The sequence below is a fragment of the Actinosynnema sp. NPDC050801 genome (assembly GCF_040673975.1).
In the GTDB taxonomy this organism is placed as follows: domain Bacteria; phylum Actinomycetota; class Actinomycetes; order Mycobacteriales; family Pseudonocardiaceae; genus Actinosynnema.
Genome location: NZ_JBFAQZ010000010.1, coordinates 178412 through 194743, shown reverse-complemented (window position 1 = coordinate 194743; position 16332 = coordinate 178412). Strand labels below are relative to the sequence as shown.

Below are 16332 nucleotides of genomic sequence, written 5' to 3'. Positions count from 1 at the left end.
CTGGTCACCGGCTCCATCCCGCTGTCCGCCCATCTCCCCGGCCTCCTCCGCCGCACCGGGCACCGCCGGCCCGCTGCGTGTACCACTTTTGCCCTGCGCACACCGTCGTCACACCTGCCGGGACGAACCTGCGGCGGTGCTGCCGCTGCCCGCCGGACGAGCACCCTCGCCGTCCCCGCCGCCGAGCGGCGCCGACGGGGAGGGGCGACGACGTCCGGACGAAAGTCACCCGGAAGGGTTTCGCCACCGGGTGCGGGGTACTGAGTCAGTGCGTCAAGAAGCCGGCGCGTTCACCCGAAGGTTGGACGAAGGCGGCGACGCAGGATGACATCGCAGTTCAACGACTTCCTGATCAGGGCGCTGCGCGGCTACGCGCGGTCGGTAACCCACGAGTTGGGGCTCCCCCCTGAGCGCTCGTACGTGCAGGCCGAGGGGCCGGCGAGCGTGTTCCTGGAACTCGACAGCAGGCTCCCGGCGTTCCCGGACCGCGAGGCGGCACTGCTGTGGGACCAGCGCAGCGGCTGGGCGGCGGCGGTGGAGACGCACAGCGGCGAGGACCTGATCGTGCAGGCGTGGTTCGGCACGGACCTCCTGCCCGCGCCGCGGGCGGTGGCCCGCTGGGTCGAGGCGCTGCTCGGAGGCGACCGGCATCCCGACGCCGGGTACGGGTCGACCGGCCAGGGGCACGCCGACCTGGCCCGTCGACTGGTGCCGTACGCGGCCGCGCCGCTGACTGCGCTGTCCCGGACCGCGTGATGCGCCGTTCGACGCCGACCACCGAGGTGCCCGGCCCGACCACCGACGCGGTTCCCGTGCCGGCGACCGGGGAAGCCCCGGCGAGTCGGATGCACCCGGCGCGCCGGCGGCGAGCTCGCAGGGGACCACCTCGGTCGACACCACCGGAAGCCACGGCGCTGCGGGACCGGTCGTCCCATTCCAAACGGCTCGCCGGACTTCGGCTGGACCGCGTACACACCATTGTCCAGCGCGATCCACAGCCCCGGCGTGGGCGCCGACCTGTGGATCTCCGGCCTGGTCGTGGTCGACCCGGGCGTGTGCGCTCTCCGGCCGGACGACGATCCCGCGACCCGTGCACCGCACCCCGACCAGGGCGTGGGTGGCGCTGCTCGGCTCTCGGGCGAGGTTTGCTGATGGCGGGCGGGGTACCCCTGGTTCGATCGGATGGCGCGGTGATCGCGTCGTCCGACCGGTTCCTCGGTAGGTCGGTCGAGCAGGCGCCGGCCCCCACCACTCCGGTGGCTGGGCGCGCCCGCGGCGGCCGGTCACCCCGCCGCCAGGCAGCGGGCCGACCACCTCAGGACCCCACATGACCGGGACATCACCGACCTCACGCCAAGGCGTTGTCGACCTCGACGAGCTGCTGGCCGTCGCCCGCGCCGCCGCACGGGCGGGAGGTCGCACCGCCGCCTTCTGGCGCCACCGCGCGCACCGCTTGTTCCTGGAGGACGACATCGCGCCGGACGTCCTCATCGAGGAAGCCCGTCACGAAGCCGATCAGGCCATCCGGGCGGTCCTGCACAGGCAGCGGCCCAACGACGGCGTCCTCGGCCGGGAGCGGAGTACCGCGGGCTACACCGATGTGCGGTGGATCGTCGACCCGATCGGCGGGGCCGTCGACTACCTCTACGAACGGCCGGACTGGGCGGTCAGCGTGGCCGCCGCCGCGCCCGGTGGCACGCTGCTGGCCGGGGTGGTGTCGGAGCCGGCGGTGGGCGTGCTGACCGAGGCCCGGTTGGGCGGCGGCACCGTGACCAACGACGATCCCGCGCCCCTGCCGGGCGAGCGCGACCTGACCCGTGCCCTGGTCGAGGTCGCGCCCGACGGGCACGACAGGTCACCCGGCCGCACGGTCGAGGCGCTCGTGGCACGCGTGGGCGAGGTCCGGCGCGGTGGCAGCACCGCCGGGGCGCTGGCCCGCGTCGCCACCGGTCGGGCGGACGCGCTGTGGGCGCCGGACCTGAAGCCGTGGGACTGCGCCGCGGGTGTGCTGCTCGTCCAGGAGGCCGGTGGCACGGTCGGCGACCTCGTCGGCACGTCACCGCAGACGTGGCCCGGCAGCGGCGACGTACTGGCCGCCGCACCCGCCCTGTGGGGCCCGTTGCGGGAACTGCTGGCCGGAGTGCACCCACCGCCTGCCGCCGCCCGGCACGGCCTGGCCGTCACCGACCGGTGACGGCCGACCCGCAAGCCCGTGATCGCCAGGAGAGGCCCGGATGACACAGCGCGCCACCCATCTTTCGACCAGGATCGACGTGGACGGGGGCATCTCCTCGGTCCGGGTGTCGGGATCACTGGACGTGGCATCGCAGCGGCCCTTCGCGGCCGCGTTGGACGCCGTCTTCGACACGGATCCCGACGCGATCGTCCTGGACCTGGGGGAGGTCGACTTCCTGGGGTCGTCCGGTGTCGCTTCGCTCATCAACGCCCGGCACCGGGCCGCACGGCTGGGCATCCCCTTCGCCGTCGTCGCGGACAACCACGGCGTGCTGCGGTCACTGCGGATGAGCCAGGTCGACACTGCGCTGCCTCTGCACCCGACGGTGCGGGCCGCGGTCACGGCGGTGCGGCCGGCGTCCACTTGAGCCGGTCACGCGCCTTCACTGCCGGGGCTCGGGCGCAAGCCCCGGACATGGTGAGCGTGACACCGCCCGCCGTCGACAATCCGGTGGCCGGCCTTCGCCGAGCAGGCGCCGGGGTTTCTCCGCAGAGTTGAGCAGTTCACCTGTGCGGGAAGGAGTTCCGGTGGACGGCTGGTGGGGTACCTCGTGCCCGTGGACCACTTCCTGAGCATCTACCTCAAGGATCAGCTCGCGATGGGCGTGCTGTGGCGGGAACTGGCGCGGCGTGCGCAGCGCAACAACCGCGGCACCGAGCTCGGCGCCGCGGTGGGAGGTGTCGCGACGGCCATCGCGGAGGATGTCGAGACGTTCCGGACGATCATGCGGCGGCTCGGGGTGCGCACCGACCCAGTCAAGACCGGGTTGGCGTTGGGCGCCGAACGACTCGGTCGCCTCAAGCGCAACGGCCGGCTGACGTCGTACTCGCCGTTGAGCCGGTTCGAGGAGTTGGAGTTCCTCGCGATGGGCATCGACGGCAAGAAGCAGCTCTGGACGACCCTCCGCGACCTCGCGGGGCTAAGGGAACGCCTGCCCGACGTCGACTTCGACCACCTGATCGACCGGGCCGCACGTCAACGCGCCGACCTCGAACCCTTCCGCGTCCGCGCCGGCGTCGACGCCTTCACCGCCCGCGACCCTCGGTAGACCCACGCCCCCGCCTGTTCGCACCGCATCGTCACCCCTGCGTGCGAGGCCTCGTGGTCGATCGAGGGGTGAGTTGCAGGACCCGGTCACACTCGGTTTGTCCGCACTCGTGAGTGGTACTCCGTGGTCCCTCGACGGGTCTCGTGTTCATCGGAACGAGGCCTCGGGAGGAGCTTCTCGTCGGTCAAGCAGCGTGCCGACATCCACGCGGTTGCCCTTGTGCGGGGATGGTGCCGTCGTCACGCTCGCGCAGGCGGCGCACGGGCCGCGTGACGCCGACACCCGACGGTGGAGGCGGGATCACGACCGATCCGCAACGCGATGACGGTCCTGCGCCACCGGGGACGTTCACCGTGCTCACCGACCCCGACTTCCTGCGCTGACTCGTGGTGATCGGGGCCGAGCAGTCGCAGGGCCCGGCTCTGCGGGTGTTCTACCGGTCGGTCCGGGCGATCGGTCCGACATCGGAGTGGCGACCGGGGCGCCGCGCGGCGTGCCGTTGACCGGGTCCGGGTCCGTTGCGCGCGGCCAGCGCGTCGGCGACCGCTCCGGTGGCGAAGGCGTACACGCTCTTGTGCGCCAGGTCCACGGCTAACTCCTTGCGCGGCCAGGTCTGCGGCGGCGCGCCGACACCGGTGGCGTTCTCCAGGATCTGGTCGTTGGTCAACCGCACCACCGCGAACATCGCCGAGGCGACCGGACCCCGCAGCCCGGCGTTGGCCATCAGCGCCCGGACGACACCCAGCAACGCGCCCTGGCCGAAGTGCATGGAGAGGTTGCGCGCCCGCGAGCGCCGCTCCGGCAGACCGGTCAGCCGCTCCAACACCTGACGGGGCACGTGGGAGTCGGGCCTGCCGGTGAACCGCTGTTCGACCTTCTCCACGACCGTCATCACCACCACCCCGGCCGCTCCGGCGACCAGGCCCTGTCCCAGTGAGCGCATCAGCATGTCCGGCGGATACCCGCCGGGCAGCGGTCCATGTCACCGCCTCCGGCCCTCCGATCGGGGGGTCGTTCAGCCGCTGGAGGTCGAGGGCGTACGGCTTGGTTCCAACAGCAGGTGTCGAACGGCGCGGCGGGGAGTGGCGGGGACCGGTGACCCGAAGCCGATGCGCAGGACGGTCTGCGGTTCGAGGGATCCGCCGAGGGCACGGCGGAGTTCGTCGCGGACGGGGCGCACTTCGATCGCCTGGGACATGAAGGAGGCGGACAGGCCGAGGGTGGTGGCGGTGAGCAGGACGCGTTGCAGTGCCTGTCCGGCTTGGAGTTCGGCGAGGGGCCCGTCGTAGAACGAGCTCAGCACGACGACGAGCGGGTCGGACTCGTAGTCCTTGCCCGGTAGGCGTTCGGCGGCGTGGAAGTCGCGCAGTGCCCACTCGTCCTGGGGTGCGGGCTGGACACCGGCGGACGCGGGTGGGATGCCGTCACCGGTTCGCGGGCCGGTCCAGTCGGTCAGCTCGGCGCGCACGTCCGGCGCGTCGGCCTGGATTCGTTGCGCCTTGGCCACAAGTCGCTGCAGTCGGGCGCGTTCGTCGCGGTCGGTCACGACGTGCAGCCACGACCGCTCGCGCTCGGCCGCCCGCACGAGTGCGTGCCGGTGTTCGAGGGGCACGGGCACGTCCCGGAACGGCTTGCGGTTGGAGCGCCGCGCCGGGATCGCCTTGATCAGCTGCCGGGTCTCGTCGTCGAGGTCGCGGTGACCTCCCCGGCGGACCGTGGCCAGTGCTCCAGGAGCTTCGGCGCCGGGCATCAGGGTGACGAGGGGGCGGATGCCGTGGTCGCGCAGGGCGAGGCGGAGGTTGAACAGGGCCGCGCCGCAGGACAGCCGCAGCTCCCGGTCGTCCGGGTCGGTGGCGGCCAGCCTGCGCGCCTGGTCCGGGTGCAGTTCGATCCGGTCGGGTGTGAGTCGGAACCGCCACGGTTGGGTGTTGTGCACCGATGGGGCGAGGGCCGCTGCGGTCAGCACGTCGGTCACCTCGTCCACTGCGAGCCCCAGCACCTCGGTCACGTTCGCCATGTCGTCCCTGCCTGCTTCGCCGGATCGGGCCAGTGCCTCCACTGTGCGTCGCCCGGGGAGCGCGGCCCCACGGTCGAAGGTCCCTTCCGGGCAGGGTCTGTCGGGCTTGGCCGGGACTTGGCAGTGGTGGAAGGCTGGCCCCGTGTCCGAACCTGTCGATGAGGAGATGCCGCACCGCCTGCTGGGCGGGTTGCGGTTGGACGAGTTGCTCGACGAGGTGCGGGAGCGGCTGACCGAGATCGCCTCGACCAGGGACAAGATGCAAGGTCTGCTGGACGCCGTCATCGCGGTCGGCGCCGGGTTGGAGCTGGATTCGACGCTGCAGCGGATCGTGCAGGCCGCGGTGGAGCTGGTCGGCGCGCGGTACGGCGCGTTGGGCGTGCTGGGTACCCAGGAGAACCTGTCGGAGTTCGTCTACGTCGGGATCGACCCGGAGACGCGGTCGCACATGGGTCACCTGCCGGAGGGCAAGGGCCTGCTCGGGCTGCTGATCAAGGATCCGCGGGCGATCCGGCTGCACGACCTGGCCGAGCACCCGGCGTCGGTGGGCTTCCCGGCCAACCACCCGCCGATGCACAGCTTCCTGGGCGTTCCGGTGAGGGTGCGGGACGAGGTGTTCGGCAACCTCTACATGACCGGGAAGATCGACGGCGCCGACTTCAGCGCCGATGACGAGGTCGTCCTGACCGCGCTGGCCGCGGCGGCGGGCGTCGCGGTGGAGAACGCCCGGTTGTTCGAGCGGTCCCGGATGCGCGAGCGCTGGCTGGAGGCCACCGCCGAGATCAACACCGAGTTGTTGGGCGGCGCTTCGGCCGACGACGCGCTGCGGTTGATCGCGCAGCGGACGCGGGAGCTGTCGGCGGCGTCGATGTCGCTGATCGTGCTGGTCGACGGCGTGGACGGGCAGCGGCTGCGGATGGCCGCCGGCGTGGGTGAGCACGTCGAGGGCCTGGTGGGCGGCGTGTTGGCCGGCACCGGGACGGTCGTGGGGGAGGTGCTCGCCTCCGGCACGCCGATGCTGATCGAGGACCTCGATGGTCGGCTCGGTGCCGCGGAGGTCCACGCGGGTCCGGGGGTCGCGGTGCCGTTGCGGGTCGGTTCGGCCGTGATGGGTGTGCTGCTGGTGGCGCGGGAGAAGGGCGGTGCCCGGTTCGGGGCGGAGCAGGTGCCGTTGCTGGCGTCGTTCGCGGACCAGGCTGCGGTGGCGTTGGAGTTCGCCGAGAACCAGCGGGCCCGGCGGCTGGTGGACGTGCTGGAGGACCGCGACCGGATCGCGCGTGACCTGCACGACCACGTGATCCAGCGGTTGTTCGCCACCGGCATGAGCCTGCAGGGTGCGTTGGGCACGATCCGCGACCCCCAGGTTCGGGAGCGGGTGCGCAAGGCGGTGCACCAGCTGGACGAGACGGTGCTGGAGATCCGCACGTCGATCTTCGACCTGCAAGCGGACGGCGACACGCCGGGGTTGCGTCGGCGTCTGCTGGACCTGGTGTCCGAGCTGACCGAGGACGCGTCGGTCACGCCGACCGTGCGGATGACCGGGACGGTGGACAACTCGGTGCCCGACGACATCGGCGAGCACGCCGAGGCCGTGGTGCGGGAGGCCGTCACCAACGCGGTCCGGCACGCCCGGGCGAAGGAACTCGTCCTCACGGTGGAGGCGGGCGCCGAGCTGACCATCACGGTCGTGGACGACGGTGTGGGCTTGCCGCCTCAGGTGGCCCGCAGCGGCCTGCGGAACCTGGAGCAGCGGGCCACCGCGTTGGGCGGCACGTGCTCGGTGACCGGCGGACCCGACGGCGGCACCCGCCTGACCTGGCAGGTCCCGCTGGCTTAGCCTTCAGCCCTCCGGCGGCGGCGCGGGCTTGCGCAGGCGGGTGGCGAGGACGGCGGCCTGGGTGCGGCGTTCGAGGCCGAGCTTGGCCAGCAGGTGGGAGACGTAGTTCTTGACCGTCTTCTCGGCGAGGAACATCTTCTCGGCGATCTGGCGGTTGGTCAGGCCCTCGCCGATGTGGTCGAACACGGTGCGTTCCTGCTCGGTGAGGGTGCGCACCGGGTCGCCCTCGTCGCGCTCGCGGCGGATGCGGTTGAGCAGCGCGGCGGTGGAGCGGGCGTCGAGCAGGGACTCGCCGGCGGCGACCTTGCGGACCGCGTTCTGCAGGTCGTTGCCGAGGATGCGCTTGAGCACGAACCCGGAGGCGCCCGCCATGATGGCGTCGAACAGGGCCTCGTCGTCGGTGAACGAGGTCAGCATCAGGCACTTGAGCTCCGGCAGGCGGGAGCGCAGCTCGCGGCACAGCTCGATGCCGTTGCCGTCCGGGAGCCGGACGTCGAGCACGGCGACGTCCGCCCCGCTGGCGGGCACCCTGGCCAGCGCTTCGGCCACCGACCCGGCCTCGCCCACGACCTCCAGGTCGTCCGCGCCGTTCAGCAGCTCCCGCACGCCGACGCGGACCACCTCGTGGTCGTCCACCAGAAACACCCGGGCCACCGGCTCCACCCCTCCGTCATCCGACTGATCCGACCCTTGCCGACGGGAGTCGTCCGACACAGGGTCCAAAGACCCTCCCACCGCACGCTCAAGGTCCTCCCATCGTGTCAGCGCAGGGCACCGGCCGCCCGATCGTGCCCACCGGAACGCTGGGGCACCGCGTCGACCGGGTAGCGGTGTGCCACGAGGACCGGGCACGGGGCGTGGTGCAGCGCCGCGCGGTGCAGGCGGCGGCAGCGGCCAGGCCAGGTCGTCGTCGGACACGTCCCCCTGGGGGAGTGGTCGCCCGTCACGACGGCGGGCGCGGGAATCCGGTCGGTCATGGCTCCACGGTGGTCCGCCCGACGGCCGCGGCACAGGGTCGTGGGCGGTGCCCGGCGGTGGCCGTAGGTCCCTGCGCGGTGAGGACCTAGGACCGCTGCCCGCGACGCGTCGGCCGCTTAGCGTCGGAACCGGAGACACGCGGGGTCCACCTGCGATCCCGACAGCGGATTCGAAGGGAACCTGTGATGACTGCCCCGATCGTGGTCGGTGTGGACGGTTCGGCGTCGGCGCTGACGGCCGTGAAGTGGGCGGCCGAGGAAGCCGCACGGCACCGCGTCCCGCTCAAGCTCGTGCACGCCTTCCTGTTGCCCACCCGCGGCTACCCGGAGATCGTGCTGACCGGCCACGAGGTGCGGGAGGCGTTCGAGCAGCAGGCACGGCAGTGGCTCGACGAGGCGGCGGCCGTCGCCGGCGAGACCGCTCCCGGGGTGGAGGTCGAGGCGTCGGTCGTGATCGACCGGCCCGCGGCCGCGCTGATCGCCGCCTCGCGCGGTGCACGGCTGGTCGTGCTCGGCTCCCGGGGGTTGGGTGGCTTCTCCGGCCTGCTGGTCGGCTCGGTGGCCGTCGCGCTGGCCGCGCACGGCGAGAGCCCCGCGGTCGTCGTCCGCGACGGGGTCCGCCGGGACGGTCCGGTGGTGGTGGGCGTGGACGGCTCGCCCGCGAGCGAGGAGGCGGTCGCCTTCGCGTTCGCCGAGGCGTCCCTGCTCGGCGCGCCGCTCACCGCGGTCATCGCCTGGACCGACTTCCTGGTCGACAGCGCCTACCACTCGCGCTTCGCCGTCGACTGGTCCCAGGTCGAGGACGAGCATCTGCGCGTGCTGGCCGAACGGCTGGCGGGCTGGCAGGAGAAGTACCCGGACGTGCACGTGGACCGCGTCGTCGTCCACGACCGCCCCGTCCGGGCCCTGCTCAAGGCGGCGGAGGACGCCCGGCTGCTGGTCGTGGGCAGCCACGGCATGGGCGGCTTCACCGGCATGCTGCTCGGCTCCACCAGCCAGGCGCTGGTCCACCACGCCCCCTGCCCCCTCGCCGTCGTCCGACCGGCCACCGAGGAGTAGCAATCGGGTCGACGAATCGGGGGACCGGTCACCTGACCGGTCCCCCGATTCGTCGCGCCTCGCCCACCGCGGACACGTCCTGCGGCGTGCGCCAGGTCCGGGCGGGCGCCACGGCCACCACCGGGCACGTCCCGACTCCCGGAGCCGATGCGCATCCCGTGCCGCTTCAGGGTCGAAGGTCCCGCCACCGAGAGGACCGCGGCCACTGACCTCCGGCCTCCGCCGCCAGAAGGCTGGAGGCGAGCACCCGAGGAGGGGACATGGACGAGACGATCGTGGTGGGCGTGGACGGCTCACCGATCAGCCGAACCGCACTGCGCTGGGCTGTCGAGGAGGCGAAGCTGCGCGGTTGCGCCGTGGAGGCGGTCCTGGCCTGGCACGTGGACCACGGCATGGTGATCGGGCCGATGTCGGCCACGGTCGCCGCCGGGGTCGACCGCGACGAGGTGCGCCAGGACAACCGGCGCGTGCTGGAGGACATGGCGGCCGAGGTCGGCCCGGAGGTCCGGGCCGTGCTGGCCGAGGGCGACGCCCGTGACGTGCTGACCAAGGCGTCCGGGCACGCGGCGCTGCTGGTGGTCGGCAGCAGGGGAGCAGGTCCGATCCGCGAGGTGTTGCTGGGGTCGGTCAGCTCCTATTGCGTGCACCACGCGTCGTGCCCCGTGGTCGTCGTGCGCGAGCCGAAGCCTGAGCACGTCGAGCCGAAGCCCGTCATCACCCCGGGACCGTTGCTGTGACCGCCTCGCTGAACGTGGTCCGGGCGCTGCTGGCCGACGGGTCGGTGGTGGAGCTGCGCGAGCTGGGACCGGCCGACGCGGACGCGCTGCTGACCCTGCACCGCGACCTGCCGGTGGACGACCGCTACCTGAGGTTCTTCAGCGCCGCGCCGCGGCACCTGGACGAGTTCGTCGCCCGGTTGACCTCGCCCGGGGAGCCGTTGCACGTGGTGATCGGCGCGTTCGCCGCGGAGGTTCTGGTGGGCGCCGCGAGCTACGTCCTGCTCGACGACGACACCGCCGAGGTGGCGTTGGTGGTGGCGCACGACCGGCAGTCCCACGGTGTCGGCACGCTGTTGCTGGAGCACCTGGTGTCGTTGGCGCGCGGGCGTGGCGTGCGGCGGTTCCGCGCCGACGTGCTCACGGTGAACTCGAAGATGCTGCGCGTCTTCGCCGACCTCGGTCTCGTGTGGACGTCCACGGCGGACAGCGGTGAGGTGCGCGTCGACCTCGGTCTCGATCCCGGTGAGCGCTACCTGGAGGCCGTGGCCGACCGTGAGCGGGCCGCCGACGTGGCCAGCCTGCGCGCGGTGCTCAGGCCCGCCTCGGTCGTGGTGGTCGGCGCGAGCCGCAAGCCGTCGTCGGTGGGCAACGCGGTGCTGGCCAACCTGGTCGACGGCGGGTTCACCGGCGCGTTGTACGCGGTGAACCCCCACGCCCGGCAGATCCTGGGCGTGAGGTGCCACCCGACGGTCACCGACCTGCCCGAGGCGCCCGACCTGGCGGTGGTGTGCGTGCCCGCCCCGGCGGTGCCGCGGGTGGCCGAGGACTGCGGCCGGCGCGGCGTGAAGGCGTTGGTCGTGATCACCTCGGGGGTCGACCCGGAGAGCCTGCTGGAGGTCGTGCGCCGGCACGGCATGCGCGTGGTCGGCCCGAACTGCGTCGGCGTGTCCAACACGGAACCGGACGTGCGGTTGGACGCCACCTTCACCCGCGACCGGACCGGACCGGGCGGGATCGGCCTGGTCACCCAGTCCGGTGGCGTGGCCATCGCGGCGGCCGAGCAGCTGCGCAGGCTGGGGTTGGGCACCTCGCAGCTGGTCTCCACCGGGGACAAGTACGACGTGTCCGGCAACGACCTGCTGCTGTGGTGGGAGCGCGACGAGCGGACCGCGGCCGTCGCGCTGTACCTGGAGTCGTTCGGCAACCCGCGCAAGTTCTCCCGCCTGGCCCGCCGGGTGTCGCGCCGCAAGCCGGTGCTGGCCATCCGGGCGGCGAGCAGCGAGGCCGGCCAGCGTGCGGCCGCGTCGCACACCGCCTCGACCGCCACCCCGGCCGTGACGCGGGACGCGTTGTTCCGGCAGGCGGGCGTGACCGCGGTGGACGGCGTCGGCGAGATGGTCGACGTGCTGGCCGCGCTGCACGCCACGCCGTTGCCCGCCGGACGTTCGGTGGCCGTGCTGGGCAACGCGGGCGGGCTGGGCGTGCTCGCCGCGGACGCCTGCGTGCACCACGGGTTGACCATCGCCGACCTGGGGCCGGGCACGGTCGAGGCGCTGACGGCGCTGCTGCCGGGCACCGCGAGCCCGCACAACCCGGTCGACACGACCGCCGTCGTGGACGACGCGACGTTCGGACACTGCCTGGACCTGCTGGTCGCCGACCCGGCGGTGGACGCGGTCATCGCGGTCACCGTGCCCACCGCGTTGGGCGACCCGGCCGGTGGCATCCACCCTACGGCCAAGCCGGTGCTGGCGGTGACCGCCGACCAGGACGGGTCGGTGTCGCTGCGCGAGGACGCCATCGCCTGCTACGCCGAGCCTGCCCGCGCCGCTGCGGTGCTCGCCGCGCTGGTCGAGCGCGCGTCGTGGTTGCGCCGCCCCGCGCCGGAGCCGGCCGACCTGTCGGGCATGGACCTGACGACCGCCCGCGCGGTTGTCACCACCCACCTGGCCACCGAACCCGGAGGCGGCTGGCTCGACCCCGATCAGGTGGTTCGGCTGCTGGGCGCGTTCGGGCTGCCGGTTCTCGGCGGTGTGCTGGTGCGGGACGCCGAGTCCGCGGTGACCGCGCAGCGGTCCTTCGGCGGACCCGTCGTGCTCAAGGCCGTGGCACGGGGACTGCTGCACAAGAGCCAGAGCGGTGGTGTGCTGCTCGACCTGGTCGGCGAGGACGCCGTGACCTGCGGCTTCGAGTCGCTGCACGACCGGTTCGGCGAGCGGTTGAGCGGTGTGTTCGTGCAGCCGATGGCCGAGCGGGGACGCGAGCTGCTCGTCGGCGTGGTGACCGACCCCCAGTTCGGTCCGCTGGTGGTGACCGGCTTGGGCGGTGTGGACACCGACCTGGTGGACGACCGCGCCGCCGCCCTCGCACCGCTGTCGGAGGCGGACGTGGACGACCTGCTGCACGGCTTCCGCGCGGCGCCGAAGGTGTTCGCCGACCACGACGAGGCGGCCGTGCGGGACGTGCTGGTGCGGGTCGGCCGGCTGGCCGAGCTCGTCCCGGAGATCGCCGAACTCGACCTCAACCCGCTGGTCCTGACCGGGCAGCGCGTGCTGGCCGTCGACGCCAGGGTGCGCGTCGCGCCCGCCGGACCGGTCGACCCGTTCCTGCGCGGGCTCCGCGACCCGGGGAGGACGTCGTGACCACCGCCGCCACCGCCCCGGTCGAGCGGCCGGCCGCGTCGAACGCCGCCCGCACCGCCTTCCACGCGGCGCGTGACCGCCCTGCCGGCCTGCGCCACAACACGCTCCGGCGAGCGCCGGAGATCGTCATCGAGCTGAACGAGGTGGAGTCGTGAACGCAGGTCCGATCGTCGTTGGTGTCGACGGAACCCCCGCGGGCGAGCGCGCGCTGCGGTGGGCCATGGACGAGGCGACCCATCGCAAGCTCCCGCTGCACGTGGTCAACGCCTACGCCCATGAGCCGCTGGCCGACTGGACCATGACGTCGGAACAGAACGCGCGTGCTCGTTCGGAGGCCCTGGTCGAGGACGCGCTGCGTGCGGCGGCGGTGGGACGGTCGGAGTTCCCGCCGATCATCCGGCACTGCGTGCGGGGACCGGCGGCCGAAGCGCTGGAAAGGTTGTCGCGCGGTGCGTCGATGCTCGTGGTGGCCACGCACAGCGGCAGCCGGCTGCGGCAGGTGCTGCTGGGCAGCACCAGCGCGCACTGCGTGCGGCACGCGACCGTGCCGGTGGTCGTCCTCCCGCCCGCCGACGAGCAGCCCGACAGGGCCGAGGTCGGCGCGGAACAGGAGGTCGGGCGATGAGGGTCCGCGACCTGATGACGCGCGACGTGGTCACCGTGTCGCCCGAGACGACCGCGCGTGACGCGGCGGCGCTGCTCGCGGCCAAGGGGTTCACCGCGCTGCCGGTCGTCGACGAGTCCGGGGCACTGGTCGGCGTGGTCACCGAGACCGACGCGCTGCGCGACCGGCTGCCCGTCGACCCCCGGTCGCTCGTGCACGGGCAGCCGTCACGAGCGCGCGCCGTCCCGCGCAGGACGGTCGCCGACGTGATGAGCGAGCCGCTGGTCGGCGCGTCGCCGGGCACGGACGTCGCCGAGCTGGCGCGACGGATGGTGGAGCAGGGCGCGCGCAGCGCGTGCGTGGTGGACGGCAAGCGGCTGGTCGGCATCGTCACCCGCCGTGACATGCTGCGGGCGATCAGCCGTGACGACCACGCCCTGGCCGCCGAGGTCCGGCACCGACTGGGCCTCTACGGCGACCCCCACCGCTGGACGGTGTCCGTGGTGGACGGTCACGTCACGATCGTGGACGCGTTGGACGACGAGTGCGACCGGCACGTGGCCGCGGTGCTCGCGGGCGCGGTGGCCGGTGTGGTGGACGTGCGCTTCCCGGAGACCCGTCATGCCGTCGACCACGGCTGAACGCGAGGCGACGCCGCACGGCATGCCGGTCCACGAGGTCGTGCTGCTGGCCGAGACCGACGCCGACGCCGGGCTGTCCGGTGCCGTCGCCGCCGAGCGGCTCGCCTCGCTCGGACCGAACCGGCTGCCCGAGCGGCGCGGCCCCGGACGCCTGCGGCGGATGCTCGCCCAGTTCCACAGCCCGCTGATCTACGTGCTGCTCGGTGCGGCGGCGCTGACCGCCGTCCTCGGCGAGACCGTGGACGCCTCCGTGGTGCTGGGCGTGGTCCTGGTCAACGCCGTCGTCGGCTACCTCCAGGAGGCGCGGGCCGAACGGGCGCTCGACGCCCTGGAGGCCATGGTCCGCACCGAGGCCACGGTGATCCGCGACGGCACCGCCGCGCGCATCACGTCCGACGAGCTCGTGCCCGGTGACCTCGTGGTGCTGGAGGAAGGCGACCAGGTACCCGCGGACCTGCGGATCGTGCGCACCCGTGAGCTGCGCGTGGACGAGTCGGCGTTGACCGGCGAGTCCCAGCCCTCGGCCAAGGACCCGCTGCCCGTGCCGCACGACACCGCGTTGGCCGACCGCACGAACATGGCCTACTCCGGCACGCTCGTCACCACCGGTGGCGGGCGTGGCGTGGTGGTCGCCACGGGCGCGGACACCGAGATCGGGCACGTGCACCGGCTGGTCGGCGACACCAAGACCGTGCAGACGCCGCTGACCCGCAAGCTGGCCAGGTTCAGCGGGCTGCTGACCGTCGTCATCCTCGGTTTGGCCGTGGTCAGCGTGGTGATCGGGGTGCTGCGGGGCGAGCCGTTCGCCGACATGGTGACCGCCGCCGTCGCGCTCGCCGTCGGCGCGATCCCCGAGGGCCTGCCCGCCGCGGTGACGGTGACGCTGGCGATCGGCGTGGCCCGCATGGCGCGCCGCAACGCCGTCATCCGTCGCCTCCCCGCGGTCGAGACGCTGGGCAGCACCACTGTCATCTGCACCGACAAGACCGGCACCCTCACCGCCAACGCCATGACCGTCCGGCAGGTGGTCGCCGACGGGCAGCGCTGGGAGGTCGACGGCATCGGCTACTCGTCGCTGGGGGAGTTCCCGCCACCGTCACCGGCCGTGCGCGACGTGCTGCTGGCCGGGTTGGCCTGCAACGACGCCCACGTGGTCCTCAAGGACGGCCGGTGGACCGCCGTCGGCGACCCCACGGAGGCCGCGCTGGTCGTGTCCGCCCGCAAAGCCGGGCTGACGCCCGACGACGTGCCCGAACGGGTCGACGAGCTGCCGTTCACCTCGCAGCGCCGGTTCATGGCGACCCGCCACACCGGCGGCGTCGTCCACCTCAAGGGCGCGGTCGAGCGGATCGCCGAGTTCACCGGCGCCACCGACCACGCCGAGGCCGACCAACTCGCGCACCAGGGCCTGCGCGTGCTGGCTTTCGCCCGGGCGCACGTGCCCGAAGGCACCCCGTTGACCGAGGACGCCCTGCACGGGGCCGTGCTGCTGGGTTTGCAGGCGATGCACGACCCGCCGCGGCCCGAGGCCATCGAGGCGGTCCGTGCCTGCCAGGAGGCGGGCATCGAGGTCCGCATGATCACCGGCGACCACCTCGGCACCGCCCGTGCCATCGCCGCCCACTTCTCGCTCGCCGACGACGCCGTGCACGCCTGGGTGTCGCCCGAGGAGAAGCTGAGGCTGGTCAAGCGGATCCAGGCGGACGGGCACGTCGTCGCGATGACCGGCGACGGCGTGAACGACGCCCCGGCGCTGCGGCGGGCCGACATCGGCGTGGCTATGGGCCGCGGCGGCACCGAGGTGGCCAAGCAGGCCGCCGACATGGTGCTGACCGACGACAACTTCTCGTCCATCCGCGCCGCCGTCGAGGAAGGGCGGGCGGTCTTCGACAACCTGCGCAAGTTCATCATCTGGACCCTGCCCACCAACATGGCGGAGGGCCTGGTCATCCTCACCGCGATCCTGCTCGGCACCGCCCTGCCGATCCTGCCCGTGCAGATCCTGTGGATCAACATGACCACCGCCGTCGCCCTCGGCCTGACCCTGGCCTTCGAGCCGCGCGAGCCCGACGTCATGCGCCGCCCACCGCTGCCACCGTCACTGCCACTGCTGACCGGTGCCCTGGTGCAGCGCATCCTGCTGGTCTCGGCCGTGCTGCTGGTCGGCTCGTTCGCCGCGTTCGACCTGCACGGCGGCACCCTGGACCAGGCGCGGACCGTCGCGGTGAACGTCTTCGTGGCCGCCCAGATCGCCTACCTGTTCAACTGCCGCTCGCTGCGACACCTGCGGCCGCACGTCGGCTTCCGCGCCAACCCCTGGCTGCCGGCCGGCATCGCCGCCACCATCGCGTTGCAGCTGCTGTTCACCTACCTGCCCGCGATGAACGCCCTGTTCGACACCGCGCCGATCGGCTGGCGCGACTGGGCGGTCGTGGTGGCGCTGGCCGTGGTCGCCTACGCCGTGGTGGAAGTGGAGAAGCGGTTGCGACGCGAGTGAGCCAGTGGTCCGGGAGCTGTCCAACGCTCCCGGACCACCGGCTCGGGTTCCCGGG

16 protein-coding genes are annotated in these 16332 nt (G+C 73.1%); 12 read left to right on the top strand and 4 right to left on the bottom strand.

The window, feature by feature from the left end:
* The first annotated feature begins 324 nt into the window (after nucleotides 1–324).
* The 4 genes from AB0K14_RS23365 (at nucleotide 325) to AB0K14_RS23350 (ending at nucleotide 3284) form a co-directional block, all read left to right on the top strand.
* On the top strand, nucleotides 325–756 hold the full coding sequence (locus tag AB0K14_RS23365) for a DUF6292 family protein (RefSeq protein WP_360455064.1): 432 nt from the start codon (nucleotides 325–327) through the stop codon (nucleotides 754–756).
* 571 nt (nucleotides 757–1327) lie between these two features.
* Nucleotides 1328–2194 (top strand): inositol monophosphatase family protein, encoded by an 867-nt coding sequence (locus tag AB0K14_RS23360; protein ID WP_360455067.1) that lies wholly within the window; start codon nucleotides 1328–1330, stop codon nucleotides 2192–2194.
* 40 nt (nucleotides 2195–2234) lie between these two features.
* The gene (locus AB0K14_RS23355) at nucleotides 2235–2603 is read left to right on the top strand and encodes an STAS domain-containing protein (protein WP_360455070.1); all 369 of its coding nucleotides are present in this window, start codon (nucleotides 2235–2237) and stop codon (nucleotides 2601–2603) included.
* A 171-nt stretch (nucleotides 2604–2774) separates the two neighbouring features.
* On the top strand, nucleotides 2775–3284 hold the full coding sequence (locus AB0K14_RS23350) for a hypothetical protein (protein WP_360455073.1): 510 nt from the start codon (nucleotides 2775–2777) through the stop codon (nucleotides 3282–3284).
* A gap of 433 nt (nucleotides 3285–3717) precedes the next feature.
* Here AB0K14_RS23350 and AB0K14_RS23345 read toward each other — a convergent pair whose 3' ends face one another.
* On the bottom strand, nucleotides 3718–4233 hold the full coding sequence (locus tag AB0K14_RS23345; protein ID WP_360455076.1) for a hypothetical protein: 516 nt from the start codon (nucleotides 4231–4233) through the stop codon (nucleotides 3718–3720).
* Between the two features lie 66 nt (nucleotides 4234–4299).
* Entirely contained in the window at nucleotides 4300–5301 is a 1002-nt protein-coding gene (locus AB0K14_RS23340) for a nitroreductase family protein (RefSeq protein WP_360455079.1), read from the bottom strand.
* Nucleotides 5302–5467: 166 nt separating this feature from the next.
* Here AB0K14_RS23340 and AB0K14_RS23335 point away from each other — a divergent pair, with 166 nt between their 5' ends.
* Nucleotides 5468–7138 (top strand): GAF domain-containing sensor histidine kinase, encoded by a 1671-nt coding sequence (locus tag AB0K14_RS23335; RefSeq protein ID WP_360455204.1) that lies wholly within the window; start codon nucleotides 5468–5470, stop codon nucleotides 7136–7138.
* 3 nt (nucleotides 7139–7141) lie between these two features.
* Here AB0K14_RS23335 and AB0K14_RS23330 read toward each other — a convergent pair whose 3' ends face one another.
* Both AB0K14_RS23330 and AB0K14_RS23325 read right to left on the bottom strand, forming a co-directional pair.
* On the bottom strand, nucleotides 7142–7792 hold the full coding sequence (locus AB0K14_RS23330) for a response regulator transcription factor (protein WP_360455082.1): 651 nt from the start codon (nucleotides 7790–7792) through the stop codon (nucleotides 7142–7144).
* Between the two features lie 107 nt (nucleotides 7793–7899).
* Entirely contained in the window at nucleotides 7900–8115 is a 216-nt protein-coding gene (locus AB0K14_RS23325; protein WP_360455085.1) for a hypothetical protein, read from the bottom strand.
* Nucleotides 8116–8301: 186 nt separating this feature from the next.
* On the opposite strand from AB0K14_RS23325, the gene AB0K14_RS23320 reads away from it, so the two are divergent.
* From AB0K14_RS23320 to AB0K14_RS23290, 7 genes are all read left to right on the top strand, one after another.
* Complete coding sequence (locus tag AB0K14_RS23320) at nucleotides 8302–9174, top strand: universal stress protein (protein WP_360455088.1); 873 nt, start codon at nucleotides 8302–8304, stop codon at nucleotides 9172–9174.
* 260 nt (nucleotides 9175–9434) lie between these two features.
* Nucleotides 9435–9911 carry a universal stress protein gene (locus AB0K14_RS23315; protein WP_360455091.1) on the top strand — a complete coding sequence of 159 codons (477 nt, stop codon included), beginning with the start codon at nucleotides 9435–9437 and terminating at the stop codon, nucleotides 9909–9911.
* Nucleotides 9908–12535, top strand: a complete 2628-nt coding sequence (locus tag AB0K14_RS23310; protein ID WP_360455094.1) for a GNAT family N-acetyltransferase — start codon at nucleotides 9908–9910, stop codon at nucleotides 12533–12535. The genes AB0K14_RS23315 and AB0K14_RS23310 overlap by 4 nt, the downstream gene beginning before the upstream one ends.
* Nucleotides 12532–12690: a hypothetical protein gene (locus AB0K14_RS23305; protein ID WP_360455097.1), complete on the top strand. Its 159-nt coding sequence runs from the start codon at nucleotides 12532–12534 to the stop codon at nucleotides 12688–12690. The genes AB0K14_RS23310 and AB0K14_RS23305 overlap by 4 nt, the downstream gene beginning before the upstream one ends.
* A complete protein-coding gene (locus tag AB0K14_RS23300; RefSeq protein WP_360455100.1) occupies nucleotides 12687–13160 on the top strand; it encodes a universal stress protein in 474 nt (157 codons plus the stop codon). The genes AB0K14_RS23305 and AB0K14_RS23300 overlap by 4 nt, the downstream gene beginning before the upstream one ends.
* On the top strand, nucleotides 13157–13780 hold the full coding sequence (locus AB0K14_RS23295) for a CBS domain-containing protein (RefSeq protein WP_360455103.1): 624 nt from the start codon (nucleotides 13157–13159) through the stop codon (nucleotides 13778–13780). Before AB0K14_RS23300 ends, AB0K14_RS23295 begins: the two co-directional genes overlap by 4 nt.
* Nucleotides 13761–16277, top strand: a complete 2517-nt coding sequence (locus AB0K14_RS23290; RefSeq protein WP_360455106.1) for an HAD-IC family P-type ATPase — start codon at nucleotides 13761–13763, stop codon at nucleotides 16275–16277. Before AB0K14_RS23295 ends, AB0K14_RS23290 begins: the two co-directional genes overlap by 20 nt.
* Nucleotides 16278–16332 lie beyond the last annotated feature (55 nt).